The sequence below is a fragment of the Pseudomonas sp. yb_9 genome, assembly GCF_043103635.1.
Lineage (GTDB): Bacteria > Pseudomonadota > Gammaproteobacteria > Pseudomonadales > Pseudomonadaceae > Aquipseudomonas > Aquipseudomonas monteilii.
Window position 1 is genome coordinate 98,604 of sequence record NZ_JBICKA010000045.1, and the last position, 18,343, is coordinate 116,946.

Below are 18,343 nucleotides of genomic sequence, written 5' to 3' on the forward strand. Positions count from 1 at the left end.
TACAGACTAGCACGCCTGGCAAGTACCGTGGGTCACTCCGTCGCGGTGACCATGTCCCCCGCCTCTGCCTTCACGCTGCCAAGCGGCGCCTGCAGCAGCAGGAAGTAAGCCACCGCCGAGCACAGCGCCACCACCGCACTGATCATGAACGCCGTGGCGAACGAGCCCGAATACTGGATGCTGAAGCCGGTCACGATCGGCGCGACAGAGCCGGCGATATAACCGCCGAAGTTCTGGATCGAACCGAACGAGGCCACGCGCTGGCTGTCGACGATGGTGTTGACGATCATCCAGGCCGTTGCGCTGGCCATGTTGATGCTGAACAGCGCCAGGCACAGCAGGATGATGCAGCCGGTCAGGCCGGTGACGAACGACAGCGGCAAGGTGAACAGTGCTGCCAGCACCAGACCGGTGATGACACTGAACTTGCGGCTGCCCAGCACACTCATGCCACGCTTTACCAGCCAGTCGCAGAAGCGGCCGGCAACGATGGTACCTGCCGCGCCAAAACCGTAGGCCAGCGACACGACCCAGGCGGTCTTGTACAGGTCAAGGCCGTGCTCACGCTCGAAGTAACCCGGCAACCAGGTCAGGTGCAGCCACAGCATGTAGATCACACCCATGAAGCCCAGTACCGCCCCCCAGGTGCTGCGGTGCTTGAACAGGTCGAGCCAGCCGGCAAAGTAGGAAGGCTTCGGCGCATGAACCGAGGCCGCAGGCGCCAGGTGCTCATCCGGCAGCGGTTTGCCTTCGGCGGCCAGCTCGGCCAGGTATCGCGCCTTGCTTTTGTAGAAGCTCAGCCAGCACACCGCCAGTACCACGCCGATCACGCCGGTAATGATGAACATGCCGCGCCAGCCGAAGTTGACCATGAACAGCGTCAGCAACGGCGGTGCCAGGCAGGGGCCAAGACAGGTCGACGACCACACCACGCCGGTTGGTGTGCCGCGTTCGTTGGCATCGAACCACTCCGACAAGGCCTTGGCGGCCGACGGGAACATCGGCGCCTCGCCAATCCCCAGCAATACTCGCAGGCCCATGAAACCGGCAAAACTGCTGACCATGCCGAACGCGGCCTGGGCAACCGACCAGCCCAGCAACGAGGCACCGAGGGCGATCTTGCTGCCCAGGCGGTCGATGATCATGCCCATCGGCAGTTGGGCAAAGGCATAGGCGATGGAAAACGCCGACAACAGGATGCCCATCTGCGAAGGGCTGATCATCATGTCTTTCTGGATGGAGGTGTTGGCGATCGACAGCGCACTACGGTCCAGGTAGTTGACGATGCCGATCAGCAGCAGGAACACGACGGTGATGCGCTGGTACTTCTTCATAGGGTTCATGTGTCGACCTTTATTATTATTGTTGCCGCGCTGTCAGCGCCTTGACGATCCCTCGTTGATGCTGCGCCCCTCCCTGGCGCAGCCTGTCGTTCAGGGCCTGCGTGCAGTGGCTGCAACCTCCAGCAGGCCACGCCGGCCAAGGTTGTCGATCAGCGCGCGCAGGCCAAACGCCCATTGCGGGGCCAGGTCGCTGGTGGTCACGCGGTTGCACAGGGTACCCAGTTGCGGGTTGCTGATGCTCACCACATCGCCCGGCTTGTGGGTAAAGCCGTTACCCGACTGGTCGCGGTCCTGCTTGGGCGCGAACAGGGTGCCAAGGAACAGCACCAGGCCGTCGGGGTATTGATGGTTTTCGTTAAGCGTCTGCTGCACCAGGTCTTGCGGGTCGCGGCTGATCTGGCGCATGGAGCTGCGACCCGACAGCACGAAACCGTCTTCACCTTCGACCCGCAGGTCCACGTCGGCAGCGCGTACGTCGTCCAGCCCGAAGCTTTCGTCAAACAGCCGCAGCAGCGGCCCCAATGCAGTGGAGGCGTTGTTGTCCTTGGCTTTGGACAGCAGCAAGGCACTACGCCCTTCAAAGTCGCGCAGGTTGACGTCGTTGCCGAGCATGGCGCCCTTGATGCTGCCATCGCTGGACACCGCCAGCACCACTTCCGGCTCCGGGTTGTTCCAGCTGGACTTGGGGTGGATGCCGATGTCCGCGCCATGGCCAACCGCCGACAGCGGCTGGGCCTTGGTGAACACTTCGGCATCCGGGCCAATGCCCACTTCCAGGTATTGCGACCACAGGCCCTGCTCCACCAGCACCTTGCGCAGCGCTTCGGCCTGGGCCGAACCCGGCACGATCTGCGACAGGTCGGCGCCAATCCGGCTGGCCAAGGTGTCACGGATAGCATCGGCCTTGGCCGGGTCGCCCTTGGCCTGCTCTTCAACCACACGCTCCAGCAGGCTGGTGGCGAACGTCACACCAGCGGCCTTCACCGCCTGCAGGTCGATGGGTGCCAACAGCCATGGCTGGCGCGGGTCGCGCCGGGCGGGGTCGCTGTTGGCCAGTAACGCCGGTAGCGCGATGAGCGGCTCGGCCAACGGCAAGCCACGCAGGTAAGCGGCCGGGTCGTCCACTTCAAGCAGCGCCGAGACCGTCGCCACATGGGTGCTGATATCGTAGACGGCGCCAGCCTTCACCCGCACCACCGCCGGCCCCTGTTCCGGCAACCAGACGCGCCCTACCCAACTGCCACTGTCGAACACGCTGGCATCACAACTTAGCGGTAGCGGTTGATGGGTGTTCGATCGTTCATCAGTCATCTGTGTACCCTTACTGTGCATTATTGGGAAAATGTCGGCAGTTCCAGCAGCCCGGCCAGGCGGTCGAGGTCGGCCATCAACTGTGGCGACAGGCTCACGCCCTGCGCCAGTGCCTGGCGACGCAGGGCAAGGCCGGCCTGCCCGGGCAGGCGTACCGGGCGTTCGGGATCGAGCGGGCGGCTCGCCAGGATCAGGCGGCCAAGGAAGCTGATTTCGTGGGTGAACGCCTCCAGGCCACCGAAGAAGCGTGGGTCAATGACCACGGCAGTGGCCGAGGCGCCCCACTGGGTGGGTTCGTCCTTGCGTCCATGACCGGCCAGGCCCGAGGTCAGGGCTTCGACCAGCAGCGCCAGGGCGAAGCCTTTGTGACCAAAGGCCTGCCCCCCCAAAGGCAGGATGCTGCCTGGCGGGGTGGTGAAGAAATCACGCGGGTCATCACTCAGTTGCCCGTCGTTGCTCACCAGCACCGGGTGCGGCAGGCGGCTGCCGGCATCGCGGCATTGGCCCACCAACCCGAGGGTGACCGTGGACATGCTGACGTCCAGCAGTATCGGCTCGCCCTGGGTCGGTATACCGGCAGCAATCGGGTTGGGGGTGTATACCGGCTCCACGCCGCCATGGGCGCAGACCAGCGCCACAGAGGGGTCCGACGAGTAGACCATGGCCACCAGGCCTTGGTCGGTATAGGGCTTCAGATAAGCGGCCAAGCAACCTATGTGCGAAGCCCGGCGCACCACGGCGATACCGATGCCCTGCGCCACCGCACCTTTGGCTGCGCAGTCCAGTGCACGGCTGACGCAGTAGGGCCCCAGTACATAATGGCCGTCGAACACGCTGGAAATACCACTGTCCGACACCTGCTCCAGTGCCTGTGCGCGGGCCTTGACCTGCCCGCTGAGCATGCCATCGATGTAACGGCTGACCAGATTCAGGCCATGAGTACGGTGCCCGAGCAGCTCGCCTTCGAGCAGCACCCGGGTGACCACCTGGGCGACTTCGCTATCGGCACCGGCCTTTACGAACAGTTGCTCGACAAAGGCGATGAGCGCTTGCACGTTGTAACGTGTGATTTGAGTCATTACGGTTGCCTCAAAAAAGGGACGGGAGCGGACGATCAGGTCACGGCGCCAATCTGCCAGGGCACGAATTCGTTCTGCCCATAGCCGTGCTGTTCGCTTTTGCTGCGCGCCCCGGAGGCAATGCGCAGCATCTGCTCGAAGATGTAAGCACCCCGCTCCTCGATGCTGGTGGAGCCATCGGCGATGCCACCGCAATTGACGTCCATGTCTTCTTGCTGGTGCTCGAATACCCGGTTGTTGGTGGCCAACTTGATCGACGGCGCCGGGGCACAGCCGTATGCCGAACCTCGACCAGTGGTGAACGCGATCAGGTTGGCACCGCCGGCCACCTGGCCGGTGGCCGAGACCGGGTCGTAGCCGGGGGTGTCCATGAACACCAGGCCTTGTGCGCGCACGGCTTCGGCATACTGATACACATCGACCAGGTTGCTGGAGCCCGCCTTGGCCACCGCACCGAGGGATTTCTCGAGGATGGTGGTCAGCCCGCCTGCCTTGTTACCGGCCGAAGGGTTGTTGTTCAGTTCGGCGTTCATACGTTGGCAGTAGTCTTCCCACCAGCGAATGCGCGCCACCAGTTTCTCCCCCACCTCACGGCTGACCGCGCGGCGCGTCAGCAAGTGCTCGGCGCCGTAGATTTCCGGGGTTTCGGAAAGGATCGCGGTACCACCGGCCGCCACCAAACGGTCAACCGCATTGCCCAGTGCGGGGTTGGCGGTAATCCCCGAGTAGCCATCGGAGCCGCCGCATTGCAAGCCGACGACCAGATGCTGTGCGCTGACCGGTTGGCGCCTCACTTGGTTGGCCTCGGCCAGCAGGCTGCGAACCTGCTCGATGCCCGCCGCGATGGTTTTCGAGGTGCCACCGATGCCCTGGATCGTGAAGGCACGCAACAGTGCGCTGGCCTGCAGGCCCTGGGTTTCCAGCAGGCTTTCGATCTGGTTGGTTTCGCAGCCCAGGCCGATGATCAGTACGGCCGCGAAGTTGGGGTGCACGGCGTACCCGGCCAGGGTTCGGCGCAGTAGGCCAAGGGCTTCGCCGCTGGGGTCCACGGCGCAGCCGGCACCGTGGGTCAGGGCCACCACCCCGTCGATGTTCGGGTAGTCGGCAAGCGCTTCGGGGTGGATGTCGCGGCGGAAATGGTCGGCCACCGCCCGGGCCACCGTTGCCGAGCAGTTCACCGATGTGAGAATGCCGATGTAGTTGCGGGTAGCGACCCGGCCATCGGCGCGCACGATGCCCTGGAACTGCGCTGCACTGCCCGGCTGGCTGCGGGTATCAACACCGAAGGCATAGTCGCGGGCAAAATCACCCATCTGGACGTTGTGCACATGCACATGGTCGCCAGCGTCGATGGCCTGCGATGCAAAACCGATGATCTGGCCATACCGGCGCAGCGGCTGGCCCTGCTCCACACGAACCGTGGCGAGCTTGTGGCCCGAAGGGATAGGCTGGCGCACAGTAATCGCCTCGGCTTCCAGGCGCAGGCCTTGCGGCAGCGGCTGACGGGCGATCAGTACATTGTCCAGCGGGTTTAAGCGGATGACGGCAGGGTCACCGGATTTGGCAATCAGTTGCATGGGACCTCTCAGGGCGGTGCGGCTGACTTCTTGTTATGGCTGTGGCCACTTTAAGAAGCCTTGCGTGGCATTCCCAATGAGATGATCCGATCAAGCGATAACCTGGCGTTATCGCAAGCGGATTTCAGCACCTGATCATCAATCACCTGGGGGGCCATGAGGGCGGCGCCATATGGCCCTCGGGGCTACCTCTGCACGGCCCTGCGACGCTGTGCGCCCTCCAGCAGGATCTCGACAAACGCCCGGGCCGAAGCGCTCAGCGGTTCATCCTTACGGGTGACCACGCCATACTCCAGCGCAGGTACATGCAAGGGGCTGCTCAGCTCCTTGAATTGCCCGCTGGCCAGCTGTGCAGCAACCATCGAGCGCGGCAACATGGCAATCATCGGTGCCGATTGCAGCAGCTGCAGGAACATCGGCATGGAGATAGTCTCGACGCTGTCGGCAGGCGTGGCGATACCGGCCACCCGGAACGCTTGCTCCAGGCGGTTGCGGATCGGCGTGCCCACCGGATACAGCACCCACGGCCAGTCGCCCAGCGCTTCAAGGGGGGGGCTGTCGAGCAGGTTGAGCGGGTGCTCGCTGTTCACCACCAGGCTGAAAGGTTCGGGCTCCAAGGGCTGGAAGTCGAACAGCTGGCTGTAGCGTTCCTCGGTAAAGCGGCCAATCATGATGTCCAGCTTGTTCTGCTCGAGCATGGCCAGCAGGTGATCGCTGGAGTGCTCCACCACCTCAATCGACAGTAACGGGCTGCGCGCCTTGATGGCGGCGATGGCCTGCGGCAGAACCAATGCAGTCGCGGCAAAGATACCGCCAACCCGAATAAAGCCGTGCCCGCCGTTGCGCAAGCGGTTGACCTGGTCGACGAACTGCTGCGACTCGGCCAGCGCACCCTGTGCGTAACGCACTACGTATTCGCCCAGTTCGGTAGGTGGCATGCTGCGCGGCAGGCGCTCGAACAGGGCGAAGCCGAACTGCTCCTCAAGGTCGCGCAGCATCTTGCTCAGGGCCGGCTGGCTAAGGTTCATGCGGGTGGCGGTTGCATGCATGTTGCGCGTGCGCGCCAGGGTGTCGATCAGCACCAGGTGCTTGTAGCGGATCCAATTGCAAAAGCTGGAATGGGTCATGTCCGGCGGCATAGACGCAGGGCCTCATGCAGGGTGAAGGTCATTGCGCCCGCAAGTAGCGCAGCAAAGTATCGAGGGCAACCGAGTGGGGCCGTGAACGCAAGGTGAGTACACCGAGGTTGGCCATGGCCAGCGGCAGCTCCACCGGCAGGATGGCGACCATGCCATAGCGGGCATAATGCTCGGCCACGTCGTTGGGCACCACTGCAATCATTTCAGAGGTTTCAAGCATGGCCGTGGTCGCCAGGATCGAGGCGGTTTCGACGATGTCCAGCGACTGCACCATGCCGCCTGCCTGCAGTGCGCTTTCGACACGGCGGCGCATCGGGCTGCCAATGGGATGCAGGATCCAGGTCAGGCTCACCAGGTCGGCCAACTGCAGCCCGGTGGCGCGGGCCAAGGGGTGGCCTGCGCGGGCAATCACGCGCATCTGCTCACCGCCTTCGAACAGCTCGATGTTCAGCGCCTGGCTGTCGCTCTGCTCCGGCAGGCGCCCCACCACCATGTCGAAGTCACCGCGCAGCAAGGCGGGCAGCAAAGTATCGCTGGTACCCACTTCCAGGGCGATGCGTACCTTGGGGTGGTCGTGCTTGTAAGCCAGTATCGCCTTGGTCAGCACGCCCGGCACCGGCCCCATGACGCTACCCACCCGCACCAGGCCCAAGGCCCCGCGCGCCAGCTCGGCGATTTGCGCCTGGGCATGTTCGAACTCATGCAACGCGTTCTGTGCGTAGCGGATCATCACCTCGCCGTACAGCGTTGCTTGCATGCCCCTTGGCAAACGCTCGAACAAACGTACGCCAAGACGCTCCTCCAGTTGCTGCAGCAACAGGCTGGCCGCCGGTTGCGTGGTGTGCATCGCTGCCGCAGCGCGGCGCAGGTTGCCAAACTCGCCCAATGCATTGAGCAGCGTGATCTGCCGGCTGGAGATTTTCAGTGCGCCGAGGCTGGCAGGCACCTGGGCGTTATCGGGCAGCAAGCGAGACATATCGAATCCGGTATCGCTGGTTAAGATTTGGCGATTATGCCTGTATCGCTCGACAACCTACAGTCAGCGCTCCCAGTGCTTGAACAGAACAAGAGCCGACCATGAGCATTCGTATTACCCACCTCAGCGTACGTGACATCCGCTTCCCCACTTCACTGTCGCTGGATGGCTCAGACGCCATGAACAGCGCCCCCGACTATTCTGCGGCCTATGTGGTGCTGCACACCGATGCCGAGGCCCTCGAAGGCCACGGCCTGACGTTCACCATCGGCCGCGGCAACGAGATATGCGCGGCGGCGGTGCAGTCACTGGCGCCCTTGATCGTCGGCCTCACCCTCGATGAAATCACCGCCGACATGGGCGGCTTCTGGCACCGCTTTACCGTCAGCGACAGCCAACTGCGCTGGCTGGGCCCGGAAAAGGGCGTGATCCACCTGGCCACGGCCGCCATCATCAACGCCGTGTGGGACCTGTGGGCCAAGCACGAAGGCAAGCCCGTGTGGAAACTGCTGGCCGACATGACGCCGGAGCAAGTGGTGCGCTGCCTGGACTTCAGCTATGTCACCGACGTGCTCACCCCCGAAGAAGCCATTGCCCTGCTGCGACGCCAGGCGCCAGGCAAAGCCCAGCGCGAGGCGCAGATGCTGCGTGAGGGCTACCCCGGCTACACCACCGCGCCAGGCTGGTTGGGCTACAGCGAAGAGAAAATGCGCAAACTGGCCCGCGAGGCCGTGGAAGATGGCTGGACCCACATCAAGCAGAAGATCGGTGCCGACCTGGAAGAAGACATCCGCCGCGCCAGTATCCTGCGCGACGAAATCGGCTGGGAGCGCACCCTGATGATGGATGCCAACCAAGTGTGGGGGGTCGAGGAGTCGATCACCAACATGCGCCGCCTGGCCGCCTTCGAACCCCTGTGGATCGAAGAGCCGACCAGCCCGGACGACATTCTCGGCCACGCCACCATTCGCCAGCGCATCGCGCCCATTGGCGTGGCTACCGGTGAACATTGCCACAACCGTGTCATGTTCAAGCAAATGTTCCAGGCCGGTGCGCTGGACTTCTGCCAGCTGGACGCTGCCCGCCTGGGCGGCCTGAACGAGGTGCTGATCGTGCTGCTGATGGCGGCCAAGTACAACGTACCGGTGTGCCCGCACGGTGGTGGCGTCGGGCTGTGCGAATATGTGCAGAACATCGCCCTGTTCGACTACATCGCAGTGTCTGCCTCGCTGCACAACCGGGTGCTGGAGTACGTCGACCACCTGCACGAGCACTTCATCGACCCGGTGGTGATCCGCCGCGGGCGCTACATGCCGCCACAACGCCCGGGCTACAGCATCGAAATGCACGCCGAAACCCTGGAGCGCTACCAGTACCCCAACGGCGCCGTGTGGCTCGACATCAACCGCTCCTGACTCACAGACCTTGGCGTGTCGCGGTTACGCGACACGTCACCAGCACATTTCACGGGGAAAAAAAACAATGACAACCCTCACCCGTGCAGCGGCTTCGGCCCCTGCCGCCACCACAGAGCAGCGCCTGAACGGCCTGCTGTTGCGCAAATTGATGCCACTGCTCATCGTCGTCTATGTGATGAGCTTTCTTGACCGCACCAACATCGCCCTGGCGAAAGCCAGCATGGGCATCGACCTGGGCCTGTCGGCAGCGGCGTACGGCCTGGGTGCCGGCCTGTTCTTCCTTACCTATGCGCTGGCCGAAGTGCCCAGCAACCTGATCATGCATCGGGTGGGCGCGCGCTTCTGGATCACCCGCATCATGATTACGTGGGGTCTGCTTTCGGCGGGCATGGCCTTCGTCCAGGGTGAAACCTCGTTCTACATCATGCGCCTGTTGCTGGGCGTGGCCGAAGCGGGCCTGTTCCCGGGTGTCATGTTGTACCTGACCTACTGGTTCGACCGGGAACAGCGCGCCCGTGCGACGGGGTATTTCCTGCTGGGCGTGTGCCTGGCCAATATCCTCAGCGGGCCACTGGGCGGTGCCCTGCTGGAAATGGACGGCGTACTTGGCTGGCATGGCTGGCAATGGCTGTTCGTACTCGAGGGCCTGCCCGCCGTGGCCTTGGCCTTCGTGGTGTGGAAGAAGCTACCGGACGGCCCCGCATCGGCGCCTTGGTTGTCGGCTGCCGATGCCAAGGATATCGAACGCCGCCTGGCTGCGGAGCGGGCTGGTGCGCCACAGCAAAGCAAGTTGGGACAGATGTTCCGCGACCGGCAGATCTGGCTGGCGATCGTGGTGTACTTCGTGCACCAGATCACCATCTACACGGTGATTTTCTTCTTGCCGGGTATTATCGGCACATACGCTGCGCTTTCGCCTTTCCAGGTTGGCCTGCTGACCGCGGTGCCATGGGTTGCCGCCGCCATCGGTGCCGCCACCTTCCCACGGCTGGCCACCTCACCACGCCGCTGCCGCACCTTGCTGTTCTTCGGCCTGCTGACCATGGCGGCCGGGCTGCTGCTGGCCTCGCTGGCCAACTCGTTCCTTGGCCTGATCGGGTTCTCCCTGACGGCGCTGATGCTGTTCGTGGTGCAATCGATCATCTTCGTCTTCCCCTCGAGCCGCCTGAGCGGCAATGCGCTGGCGGCCGGCCTGGCCTTCGTTACCACCTGCGGTCTGTTTGGCGGCTTCGTCGGGCCTTCGGTGATGGGGCTCATCGAGCAGACCACCGGCAGCACCCGCAATGGTTTGTGGGTCATTGCTGCGTTGCTGGTAGTGGCGGCACTGGTCAGCACCCGCCTGCGCCAAGGGCAGGAAAAACACTGAGCAACACGCACGCTTGCACCGCCTCCAAGCGCAGCCCTGTGCTGCCCTTGCAGGCACTTCGATTTCAATGTGAGAAGCGGGCACGGCGCCGACAGCCTTGCTCCAGCGCTTGCGCCAAACGCTCCACCGCTTGGTGCAGGTCGTCCGGCAGCCCGCCCGACCACATCAACGCCAAGTATTGCGGGTAACGCCCCTGCAGGCAGAACTGCGCGCCCGGTAGCGCATGCAACGCTGAACCTGCCAAGGCTGCGGCAACACGCTCCCATACCAGCGGCTGGCGAAAGCATACCCACAGCATGTGCCCACCTTGCGGCATCTCAAACCTCACCTGTTGGCCAAATTGCAGCTCAAGCACATGCGCCAGGCCGTGAGTGCGCCTTTGCAGGTCTGTGCGCAGGTGTACCAGTTGTACGTCCATTTCCCCCTTGCCGAGCATATGCGCAAGCGCCTGCAGACGCAGTGGCGCAAGCCGAAACGCACGTTCGGCGAACGCCTTGGCCAGCACGGCGTCTTTGCTCAACACATAGGCATACGGTGCTTCGGCCCCTACCGCAGGCTCGAACGTGCCCATCACCAGCAGCCAGCGCGGGTCGACCCAGTCGCGCAGGCGCTTTTTGGGTGGCCCGTTGTAACAGAGCTCACTGTCCAGGTCGTTTTCCAGCAGCCAAACAGGGTGTTGGCCTAGCAACAGGCCAAGCTGTTGCTGATAGTACGGTGAAACCAGCCGCCCTTGCGGCATGCCCAGGCACGATGGCATGACCAGCATCTTTACAGGCTCGCTCCCCAGCAGCGTGGCCAAGTTGTGCAGGTCCGGATTACCACGGGCATCCGGTGGTACCTCTAGCACACGCATGCCTGCACGCGTCAGGGCGCGCAGCACTTGCCGGCAACAGGGTGAATGCACCAGCACGGTACCGCCCTGCAAGGCCAGCGCCGCCAGCAGCGTCTCCAGCAACGCCGGCACATCAGGTGCCAGTTGCACGTCATCGCGACACCAGTACTGGCTGGAAGAACGGGTATAGCGCTCTGCCAATGCACTGCGCAGGCGGGTGCTGCCAAGTGCCCCCCAAGGCTCGACGCTGCGGTCCCGCTGGCGGGCGAAACGCCGTTCGTGGCCAAACAGGGCACGTTCCAGCAGCGGTTGCACGGGGGGGGGGCAGGCAGGGCGTGATCACCGCTTGCACTGTGCCGGCAAGTTGTACGTAATAACCCGACCTCGGCAAGCAGCGTACACGGCCCTCCTCTTCCAGCAGGCTGTAGGCACTCTGCACGGTTGCCAACGACACCCGCAGCCGTCGCGACAGTGTGCGCAGTGACGGCAAGCGGCATGGACCACCGCTTGCCGCCTGGTCGATCAAGGCTTCCAGGTAGCGATATACCTGGCGATACGCGAACTCGCCGGGGGCCACTCGCCCCATCAGGACAACCCCACAAAACCGCGCCTCAGCCCCGACGCCTGCCGAGGCATCAACCTCAAGTGCACGTCGCGGCGGGCCAGATTGTTCAGCAGGCGCCAGGCGGTCAGCGGCAACTGCCCGCTATAAATCGCCCGCAACTGCACCAGCGGCAGGCCACTGGTGTTCACCAGCCAGGCTTTCACCGCATCTGGGCAGGGTTTGCCCTGCAACGCCCGGTGAAGATACGGCAACGCCACCAACATGTCGGCATGCCGGCATTGCAGGAAACGTTCAAGGTTCTTCCCTTGCCGGGCAAAAGGGCTGAAGAGCAAGCACACCAGCTGCGTCTGATTGATGCCGTAGATTTTGCCGAGTTGCGACTGATGCATTTCGTGTTGCTTGCTACCGCCCGACTGCCCGGCCAGGCGCAACGCGGGGCGGCTGGACTGGGGATCCAGGCTGCGTGCACGCAGTTCATGCAACTGTACTGCGGCTTGCGGATCGACGAATGCCGACAGTGGCCAGGCATTCGGGGCGTTCTCGATGCTAAAAGCCAGCATGCTATCAAGCGGCTGTGCTTCGACCACGTACGGTAGCAGGTCATCAAGGGCAATCAGCCGCACCATGTCCCTTTCCGTTGCGTCGCCCAATGCCGGCTGGCTAGTGGGGGCGCCCCCGACAAGCCCGTGCAACCGGCCCAGACCTTGGGCCAGCACCGCCAGGCACTGGTGCATCGCATACGGGCCGCGCTCACCGGACAGGCGCAGGCTACGCCGGGCCCATGCCAGGTATCGGCGCCGCTGGGCACCGGGTATGGCGGTGACCAATGCATCGGCAGGTGCCTGTGCCTGCAAGGCAAAACCTATAGCCCCCGCCAACTCCAGGTGCAGACGGCTACCCAGCAAGGCTTCAGGCCTGGCGTCGACCAAGTGGCCGAACATCAACAAGGCGTCTTTCGCCAGTGCCCAACGCTCGGGCCTGGCCGAGGGCTGGCGGCGAAACGGTACCACTGCGCCACCCTCGATCATCTGCAGCTGCACCCGCAGGTCATCCTGCATGAACAGTGCGCTGAAGCTGCGCTCATGCGCGTCCAGCCTGGCGCTGTCCGCAACCGGTAGACTGACCACCAGCACCCGCAGCTGGAAGGTTACCGGCGCACGCAGGGCGATACTCAATTGTGCGGCACGCAGCATCGCCAACAGCCTGGCACTGTTGCGATCGCCGCCCTGCAACACCTGCAAGCGGAAGGTCCCGATGTACTCGAGCCCGCCTGCCGCAACCAGCAGCCGTTGTATCAGCAACTGCAGAGAAGCACGCTGCGACTGTGACATGTGGCTCAGCAAGCGTTCAAGCACTTGTTCGTAGACGTAATGCATTGCCTGGTCGTGAATAGCTGTCACGAAATCACCTCACCCACTTCATTCAGCCGACACATGCCGAGCCCACTGTATTGAGCTTGAACCTGTGCCAAAACTACCCAGAAGAAATTTCCTACAATCAAATGGAAGTAATGACGTAACCCTTCACTGTCGCCAAGCCATCGAGAAAAGCCCTCCGCCACGATGCTCTATCGCTAACGCACATTGCCTTGGCCTGGGCATAGCCATGCTCATTTCACGCTCCTTGCGCAAACTACTACCGGGCCATTATCGAGGGATGCAGAGCGAATTGAAGATACAGATAGCGGTAAAAAAACCATTCACCAGAAGTACGGGTGCACATTGAAGCGCATGGCGAATGCGTTCAAGCCAGATTATTTGGCGAAATATTTACGACACTTAAAAACCAATCCACTTAGATGTAGTACTTGTCACATTCAATTGTAGGAACGTTCCTATTTTTAATATTTCAACCCCACCCCGCAGACAAAAAAACCCGGGACTCGCCCGGGTTTTCCAGTAACGCATGCAACCGTCAGTGTTGTGCCATGTCCAGCACCACCCGCCCGCCGCACGGGCATTGGTCCATGTAGCGATGCGCCTCTACCACCTGCTCGAACGGGTACACCTTGATGATCTGCGGTGTCAGCAACTGGTCGGCGGTGAACTGGTTGATGTCGCGCAAGGCGCGCTGCAAGGCCACTTGGTCCTGGCTGATGCCAAGTTCTGGCTTGCCGGTGAAGTTGCCAATGCAATGCACATAGAACTGGATGTTCTTCTGGAAAGCCGCGCACGCCGGGAACGGCGTCTGATTGCCGCCTTGCAGGCCATACAGCACCAGGCTGCCACGCGGTGCCAGCACGTCGCCCAGCAGCGACATCTGCGGGCCGCCCATGCCATCGAGAACCATGTCCACGCCGCGGCCATCGGTATACTTGCCAACCTGCAGCAGCAAGTCCTGCTCTTCGGTGACAATCACTTTGTCGGCGCCCAGGCCCAGCAGGTACTCACGCTGATCCGCTTCCTTGGTGGCCGCAAACACTTTCAGCCCCAATGCCTTGCCCAGCTGCACGAAGGCAGGGCCGGCGCAATGGCTGGCATCGGTGACCAGCGCAGTCTGCCCGGCCTTGGCCCGCGCCAGGTCGACGTAGGCGAAATAGGCGATCAACAGCGGCGTATAATGCACGCTGGCCTCGATCGGGGTCAGTACATCCGGATAGCGGGTAATGGCTGAGCGCGGCAGCACGATGACATCACCATACACCGGGTGGTCGTTGGCACTGGTAGCCGGGAAGCTGGCAACCCGATCACCGACGGCAATGTCTTCGACCCCTTCACCGACCGCCGTCACCACCCCGGCCATTTCGTGGCCGATCCCCGCAGGCAGGCGTGCCTGGGACGGCGCCAGGTTCTGGCGCCAAAGCACGTCATACCAGCTGACGCCAACCGCCTGGACGCGGATCTGAACCTCGTCGGCAGCGGGTGACGGTTCGGCCTGCTCCTCGCAACGGAGCACATCGGCAGCGCCGAACTTGTGGAAACGGATCATGCGGGACATCGCATACCTCGCCTTTGTGAACCTCTAATTACCACTGACTCTATCCGGGCTTTACCGGTTAGACCATCAGCGGTCATTAATAGTCGACATGCTTGTCATCGATTGGGCACCTCACTTTCCCTGCAATTGGTCCCCCTAAACCCGTGCAGGGTAACAGCCTTTGGCCTTAAGATTCATCCCTGCCCCACTTTAGGCGAAGCGCACCGATGAATCGAAACGACCTGCGTCGCGTAGACCTCAACCTGCTGATCGTGTTCGAAACGCTGATGCACGAGCGCAGCGTGACCCGTGCCGCGGAAAAACTGTTCCTCGGCCAACCGGCCATCAGCGCGGCCCTGTCGCGCCTGCGCAACCTGTTCGACGACCCGCTGTTCGTACGCACCGGCCGCAGCATGGAGCCCTCGGCACGGGCCCACGAGATCTTCGCCCTGCTGTCGCCGGCGCTGGACTCCATTTCCACGGCGGTGAGCCGCGCGGCCGAGTTCGACCCCGCCACCAGCAATGCCGTCTTCCGCATCGGCCTGTCGGACGACGCCGAGTTCGCCCTGCTGCCACAGTTGCTCAAGCGCATTCGCGCAGAAGCGCCTGGTATCGTGCTGGTGGTGCGGCGGGTCAATTACCTGCTGATGCCGACGTTGCTGGCTTCGGGCGAGATTTCGGTGGGCGTCAGCTACACCAGCGAACTGCCGGCCAACGCCAAGCGCAAAGTACTGCGCCGCAGCATGCCGAAACTGCTGCGGGCCGACAGCGTGCCCGGCAGCATCACCCTGGACGACTTCTGTGCGCGCCCGCATGCACTGGTGTCGTTTGCCGGGGACCTTTCAGGGTTTATCGACGAAGCGCTGGAAGAGATTGGTTGCAAGCGCCATGTGGTGCTGGCGGTGCCGCAGTTCAACGGGCTGGGAAGCTTGCTGGCAGGCACGGATATCGTGGCGACGGTGCCGGACTACACGGCCGATGCACTGACGGCGGCGGGTGGTTTGCGTGCCGAGGACTTGCCGATACCCGTGCGCAGTTTCGAGCTGCACATGGCTTGGCGTGGAGCGCAGGATAACGACCCGGCGGAGCGGTGGTTACGGTCGAGGATCCAGATGTTCTTCGGCGACCCTGACAGTCTTTAGGGGCTTCGCGCATGCTTGTTAGCTGATCATTTCTGCGTTTTTCTAGCCTCGAAGAGCCATTTACTTCCAGCTAATTGCTACATTTGGGGCAAATTTGAGGGCATGCTTTGGATGGTTTGAAAAGGGTGCCCCCAGCTTGAGGCTCAACAATCATCTTCTCGAAAAATCACCTGCGACAGTTCCCTATCGCCGTTGAATGCTATTGGATCGTCGAGTGATCACGGCCCACAGCCATCAATGGATTTGTCCGTAAGCTTGCTCTTCACAAAGCCCTGCCGCTAACCTTCACCTGACAACAAAACGACGCGTCAATCGACGTGGTTACGCGCTAACTCCACTTGGCTCTCCCCCCCGGTGTCAGGATAGCCATTGAGCGAACTTCATGTATGTGACTAATCAGAACGGCAAGAACTGGCAAAGGTGACCAGCCAGTCCCGAGACGCGGGACTATTGCCCATCCTGAAAAATATATCGTGCTGTCTGCGTGGCAGCTTTTTCGCACAGTGCTTGACCGCAGATCGCATGGCAGCATCCGCCCCATGAACTCGATCGGCCAGTAGTCAAATCCAACCAAAACAAAGTTTCAAATAACAAAGTAAAGCACAACACTTTAGAAAGACAAATCACACCCTACCAAAAACTTGCGATAAGTACAGACAGATCCCGCCACAGCATAAAAACTTGATTACTAAGCAGACTAAAACAGTGAATTAACTGGCAGCACATTTACACAGCACGCAGGAAGCTTAGAATTAACCCTACCGAGACCAAGCAGTAGCAGTAACTTCTGATCCGGTAGAAAAAATCATGTTCCTCAGCGTGGAAATGTAAAAGTGAAATACCTGTTCGCAATAATCGCCTTTGCCGTTGCCAGCCATTCATTCGCCGCACAAACCAGTGATGAGTCCAGCCAACACACATCAAGCAATGTCGAGAGCTATCATTACGGAATGGCGATGGACATCGCCCATGTCATTTCGATAACCAGCAACGATGAGAGTGGATGCGGTGTGGTGCCTGCCAGCATCACTTATGTTGACCACCAGGGTGTAACCCATACCATCGACTACCTCAAAGTTTCCAACCTGAGCCAGTGTGACAATGGTTAATCTAATGGCCTGGAGCGAGCCTGCCACTCGCTCCGGCTTGCAATGCCGCCTCATCACCCTGTAGCCGTGTTGGAAGTTGCGCCTTCAAGAATTCGACCCAGGTTCTGACCTTGGCATCCAGAAAGTGCCGTGAAGGATAAATCACCGAAATACTTCTCTGATTGGCCTTTACCGTGGGCAACACCCTGATCAAGTCACCTCTGGCGATTGAATTCGCAGCCACATAGCTGGGTATGAGACAAACACCCATGTTTTCCTTTGCCGCTTGAGCGATTGACCCAGCCACGTTGACCGTGAACGTTTGTCTGGGAGAAATCACTTCATCCATGTCATACCCATCAATTTCCCAACCCTTCGGAAAACTGGGGTCATGAAGCCTGAGGCAGGTATGGTCTTTCAATTGATCAATTTCCTCCGGTAACCCATGTTCCTGGATATAAGCCGGGCCTGCGCAAAAAACGCTGTAGGTCTCTCCCAGTTCTCTGGCAATGAAACTGGAATCAGAAACCCGGCTGTCCGCCGAAATGACTAGATCATAGCCTTCGGCAAGCAAGTCCGGAGAGGCTTGCGACAGGTTGAGTTCAAAGTCTACATTGGGCTGCAGCTGAGAATACTTGGCGATCAACGGAATAATATGATAATGGCCGATGCCGTTCGGCGAGTGCATGCGCAATTTGCCAAAGGCTTCCAGATGCGCCCCCGCCGCTTCAAGCTCCGCAAGTTTCAGGTCCTCCAGCAGCACTTTGCAGCGTTCAAGATAACGGTAGCCGGCTTCAGTTAACGCCACCTTTCGTGTCGTTCTGTTTATCAGTTTTGCCCGCAGATGAACTTCAAGATCCGAAATGCTTCGCGAGACATGTGGGGTCGAGTACCCCAACGACTCCGCGGCGGCGGTGAAGCTGCTGAACTCCGCTACCCGAACAAAAATATGCATGGCATGTACAATATCCATTTCCTGATCCTGATCAAGGTTCTACAAGCGCGAACGCCAACTAAAATCGACGTCAACTTTCCCGACGCATCACGCGAAGGCCTGCGCCAGATGTTCAATGACAAAGCGGATACGCGCAGTGTGTCTGAGGTCCTTGTGGGTGACCATCCAGACGTCATAAGACTTGGCTCTTACCCGATCGGGCCACACTCTTTGAAGCCCGTCACGGATTCCCATTTCAATCGGGATTTCTCCGATGCCCAGGCCTTCCTTTATCGAACGCCGCACCATCATGCTGGTATTGGCGGCCACCACTACCCGGCCTTGCTTAATGCTTTCATCGACCAGCCTGGGGTGGCCCCGGTCTCTCCAGTAAGGCTCATACATGACCAGGTCGTGCCCCTCAAACCCTGTGCCAGGCTCCGGCTCGCCATGTTTCTCTATGTATTGCGCAGATGCGAACAACCCCATCGGCCACTCGGCCAGCTTTCGCAGTATCAAATCAGGGTTCTCCGGACGCTGATTTCGCAGTGCGATATCAGTCTCTCGCTTTGACAAATTCACAATTTCCGATGTGCTGTTCAAGACAACACGTATGTCGGAGTGCGTAATGTGCAACTGCTTCAATGCCGGTATTAC

General features: G+C 61.2%; 14 protein-coding genes and 1 pseudogene. 4 read left to right on the plus strand and 11 right to left on the minus strand.

Features of this window, described 5'->3' with window-relative positions; translation table 11 throughout:
- Nucleotides 1-32: 32 nt before the first annotated feature.
- The 6 genes from ACF8MI_RS12685 to ACF8MI_RS12710 all read right to left on the minus strand — a co-directional run bounded on the left by ACF8MI_RS12685 (nt 33) and on the right by ACF8MI_RS12710 (nt 7,425).
- Nucleotides 33-1,334, minus strand: coding sequence for an MFS transporter (locus tag ACF8MI_RS12685; RefSeq protein ID WP_060498961.1), 1,302 nt, complete (start codon nt 1,332-1,334; stop codon nt 33-35).
- A gap of 99 nt (nt 1,335-1,433) precedes the next feature.
- Nucleotides 1,434-2,654, minus strand: a complete 1,221-nt coding sequence (locus ACF8MI_RS12690; RefSeq protein ID WP_060499046.1) for a fumarylacetoacetate hydrolase family protein — start codon at nt 2,652-2,654, stop codon at nt 1,434-1,436.
- A 20-nt stretch (nt 2,655-2,674) separates the two neighbouring features.
- A complete protein-coding gene (locus tag ACF8MI_RS12695) occupies nt 2,675-3,733 on the minus strand; it encodes an Ldh family oxidoreductase (RefSeq protein WP_104834838.1) in 1,059 nt (352 codons plus the stop codon).
- A gap of 35 nt (nt 3,734-3,768) precedes the next feature.
- Nucleotides 3,769-5,310 (minus strand): UxaA family hydrolase, encoded by a 1,542-nt coding sequence (locus tag ACF8MI_RS12700; RefSeq protein ID WP_104834839.1) that lies wholly within the window; start codon nt 5,308-5,310, stop codon nt 3,769-3,771.
- Between the two features lie 185 nt (nt 5,311-5,495).
- A complete protein-coding gene (locus ACF8MI_RS12705; RefSeq protein ID WP_200928470.1) occupies nt 5,496-6,449 on the minus strand; it encodes a LysR family transcriptional regulator in 954 nt (317 codons plus the stop codon).
- A 28-nt stretch (nt 6,450-6,477) separates the two neighbouring features.
- A complete protein-coding gene (locus tag ACF8MI_RS12710; protein ID WP_104834841.1) occupies nt 6,478-7,425 on the minus strand; it encodes a LysR family transcriptional regulator in 948 nt (315 codons plus the stop codon).
- Between the two features lie 101 nt (nt 7,426-7,526).
- Between ACF8MI_RS12710 and ACF8MI_RS12715 the strand changes: the two genes are divergently transcribed.
- Nucleotides 7,527-8,840, plus strand: a complete 1,314-nt coding sequence (locus ACF8MI_RS12715; protein WP_104834843.1) for an L-fuconate dehydratase — start codon at nt 7,527-7,529, stop codon at nt 8,838-8,840.
- A 67-nt stretch (nt 8,841-8,907) separates the two neighbouring features.
- Entirely contained in the window at nt 8,908-10,209 is a 1,302-nt protein-coding gene (locus ACF8MI_RS12720) for an MFS transporter (RefSeq protein ID WP_060498955.1), read from the plus strand.
- 64 nt (nt 10,210-10,273) lie between these two features.
- Here the strand turns inward: ACF8MI_RS12720 and ACF8MI_RS12725 are convergent.
- From ACF8MI_RS12725 to ACF8MI_RS12735, 3 genes and pseudogenes are all read right to left on the minus strand, one after another.
- Nucleotides 10,274-11,627, minus strand: a pseudogene (locus ACF8MI_RS12725) (GntR family transcriptional regulator).
- Entirely contained in the window at nt 11,627-13,006 is a 1,380-nt protein-coding gene (locus tag ACF8MI_RS12730; RefSeq protein ID WP_104834847.1) for a hypothetical protein, read from the minus strand. Before ACF8MI_RS12730 ends, ACF8MI_RS12725 begins: the two are co-directional and overlap by 1 nt.
- 514 nt (nt 13,007-13,520) lie before the next feature.
- The gene (locus ACF8MI_RS12735) at nt 13,521-14,543 is read right to left on the minus strand and encodes a zinc-dependent alcohol dehydrogenase family protein (protein ID WP_104834849.1); all 1,023 of its coding nucleotides are present in this window, start codon (nt 14,541-14,543) and stop codon (nt 13,521-13,523) included.
- A 206-nt stretch (nt 14,544-14,749) separates the two neighbouring features.
- On the opposite strand from ACF8MI_RS12735, the gene ACF8MI_RS12740 reads away from it, so the two are divergent.
- Nucleotides 14,750-15,664 (plus strand): LysR family transcriptional regulator, encoded by a 915-nt coding sequence (locus ACF8MI_RS12740; protein ID WP_060498951.1) that lies wholly within the window; start codon nt 14,750-14,752, stop codon nt 15,662-15,664.
- Nucleotides 15,665-16,497: 833 nt separating this feature from the next.
- Nucleotides 16,498-16,773 carry a DUF2790 domain-containing protein gene (locus tag ACF8MI_RS12745; RefSeq protein ID WP_223625764.1) on the plus strand — a complete coding sequence of 92 codons (276 nt, stop codon included), beginning with the start codon at nt 16,498-16,500 and terminating at the stop codon, nt 16,771-16,773.
- A 1-nt stretch (nt 16,774) separates the two neighbouring features.
- Here the strand turns inward: ACF8MI_RS12745 and ACF8MI_RS12750 are convergent, their stop codons facing one another.
- A complete protein-coding gene (locus ACF8MI_RS12750; RefSeq protein ID WP_200928471.1) occupies nt 16,775-17,725 on the minus strand; it encodes a LysR family transcriptional regulator in 951 nt (316 codons plus the stop codon).
- 69 nt (nt 17,726-17,794) lie between these two features.
- Nucleotides 17,795-18,343 (minus strand): LysR substrate-binding domain-containing protein (locus ACF8MI_RS12755; RefSeq protein ID WP_392517552.1); only part of this gene is annotated, 549 nt, incomplete at its 5' end.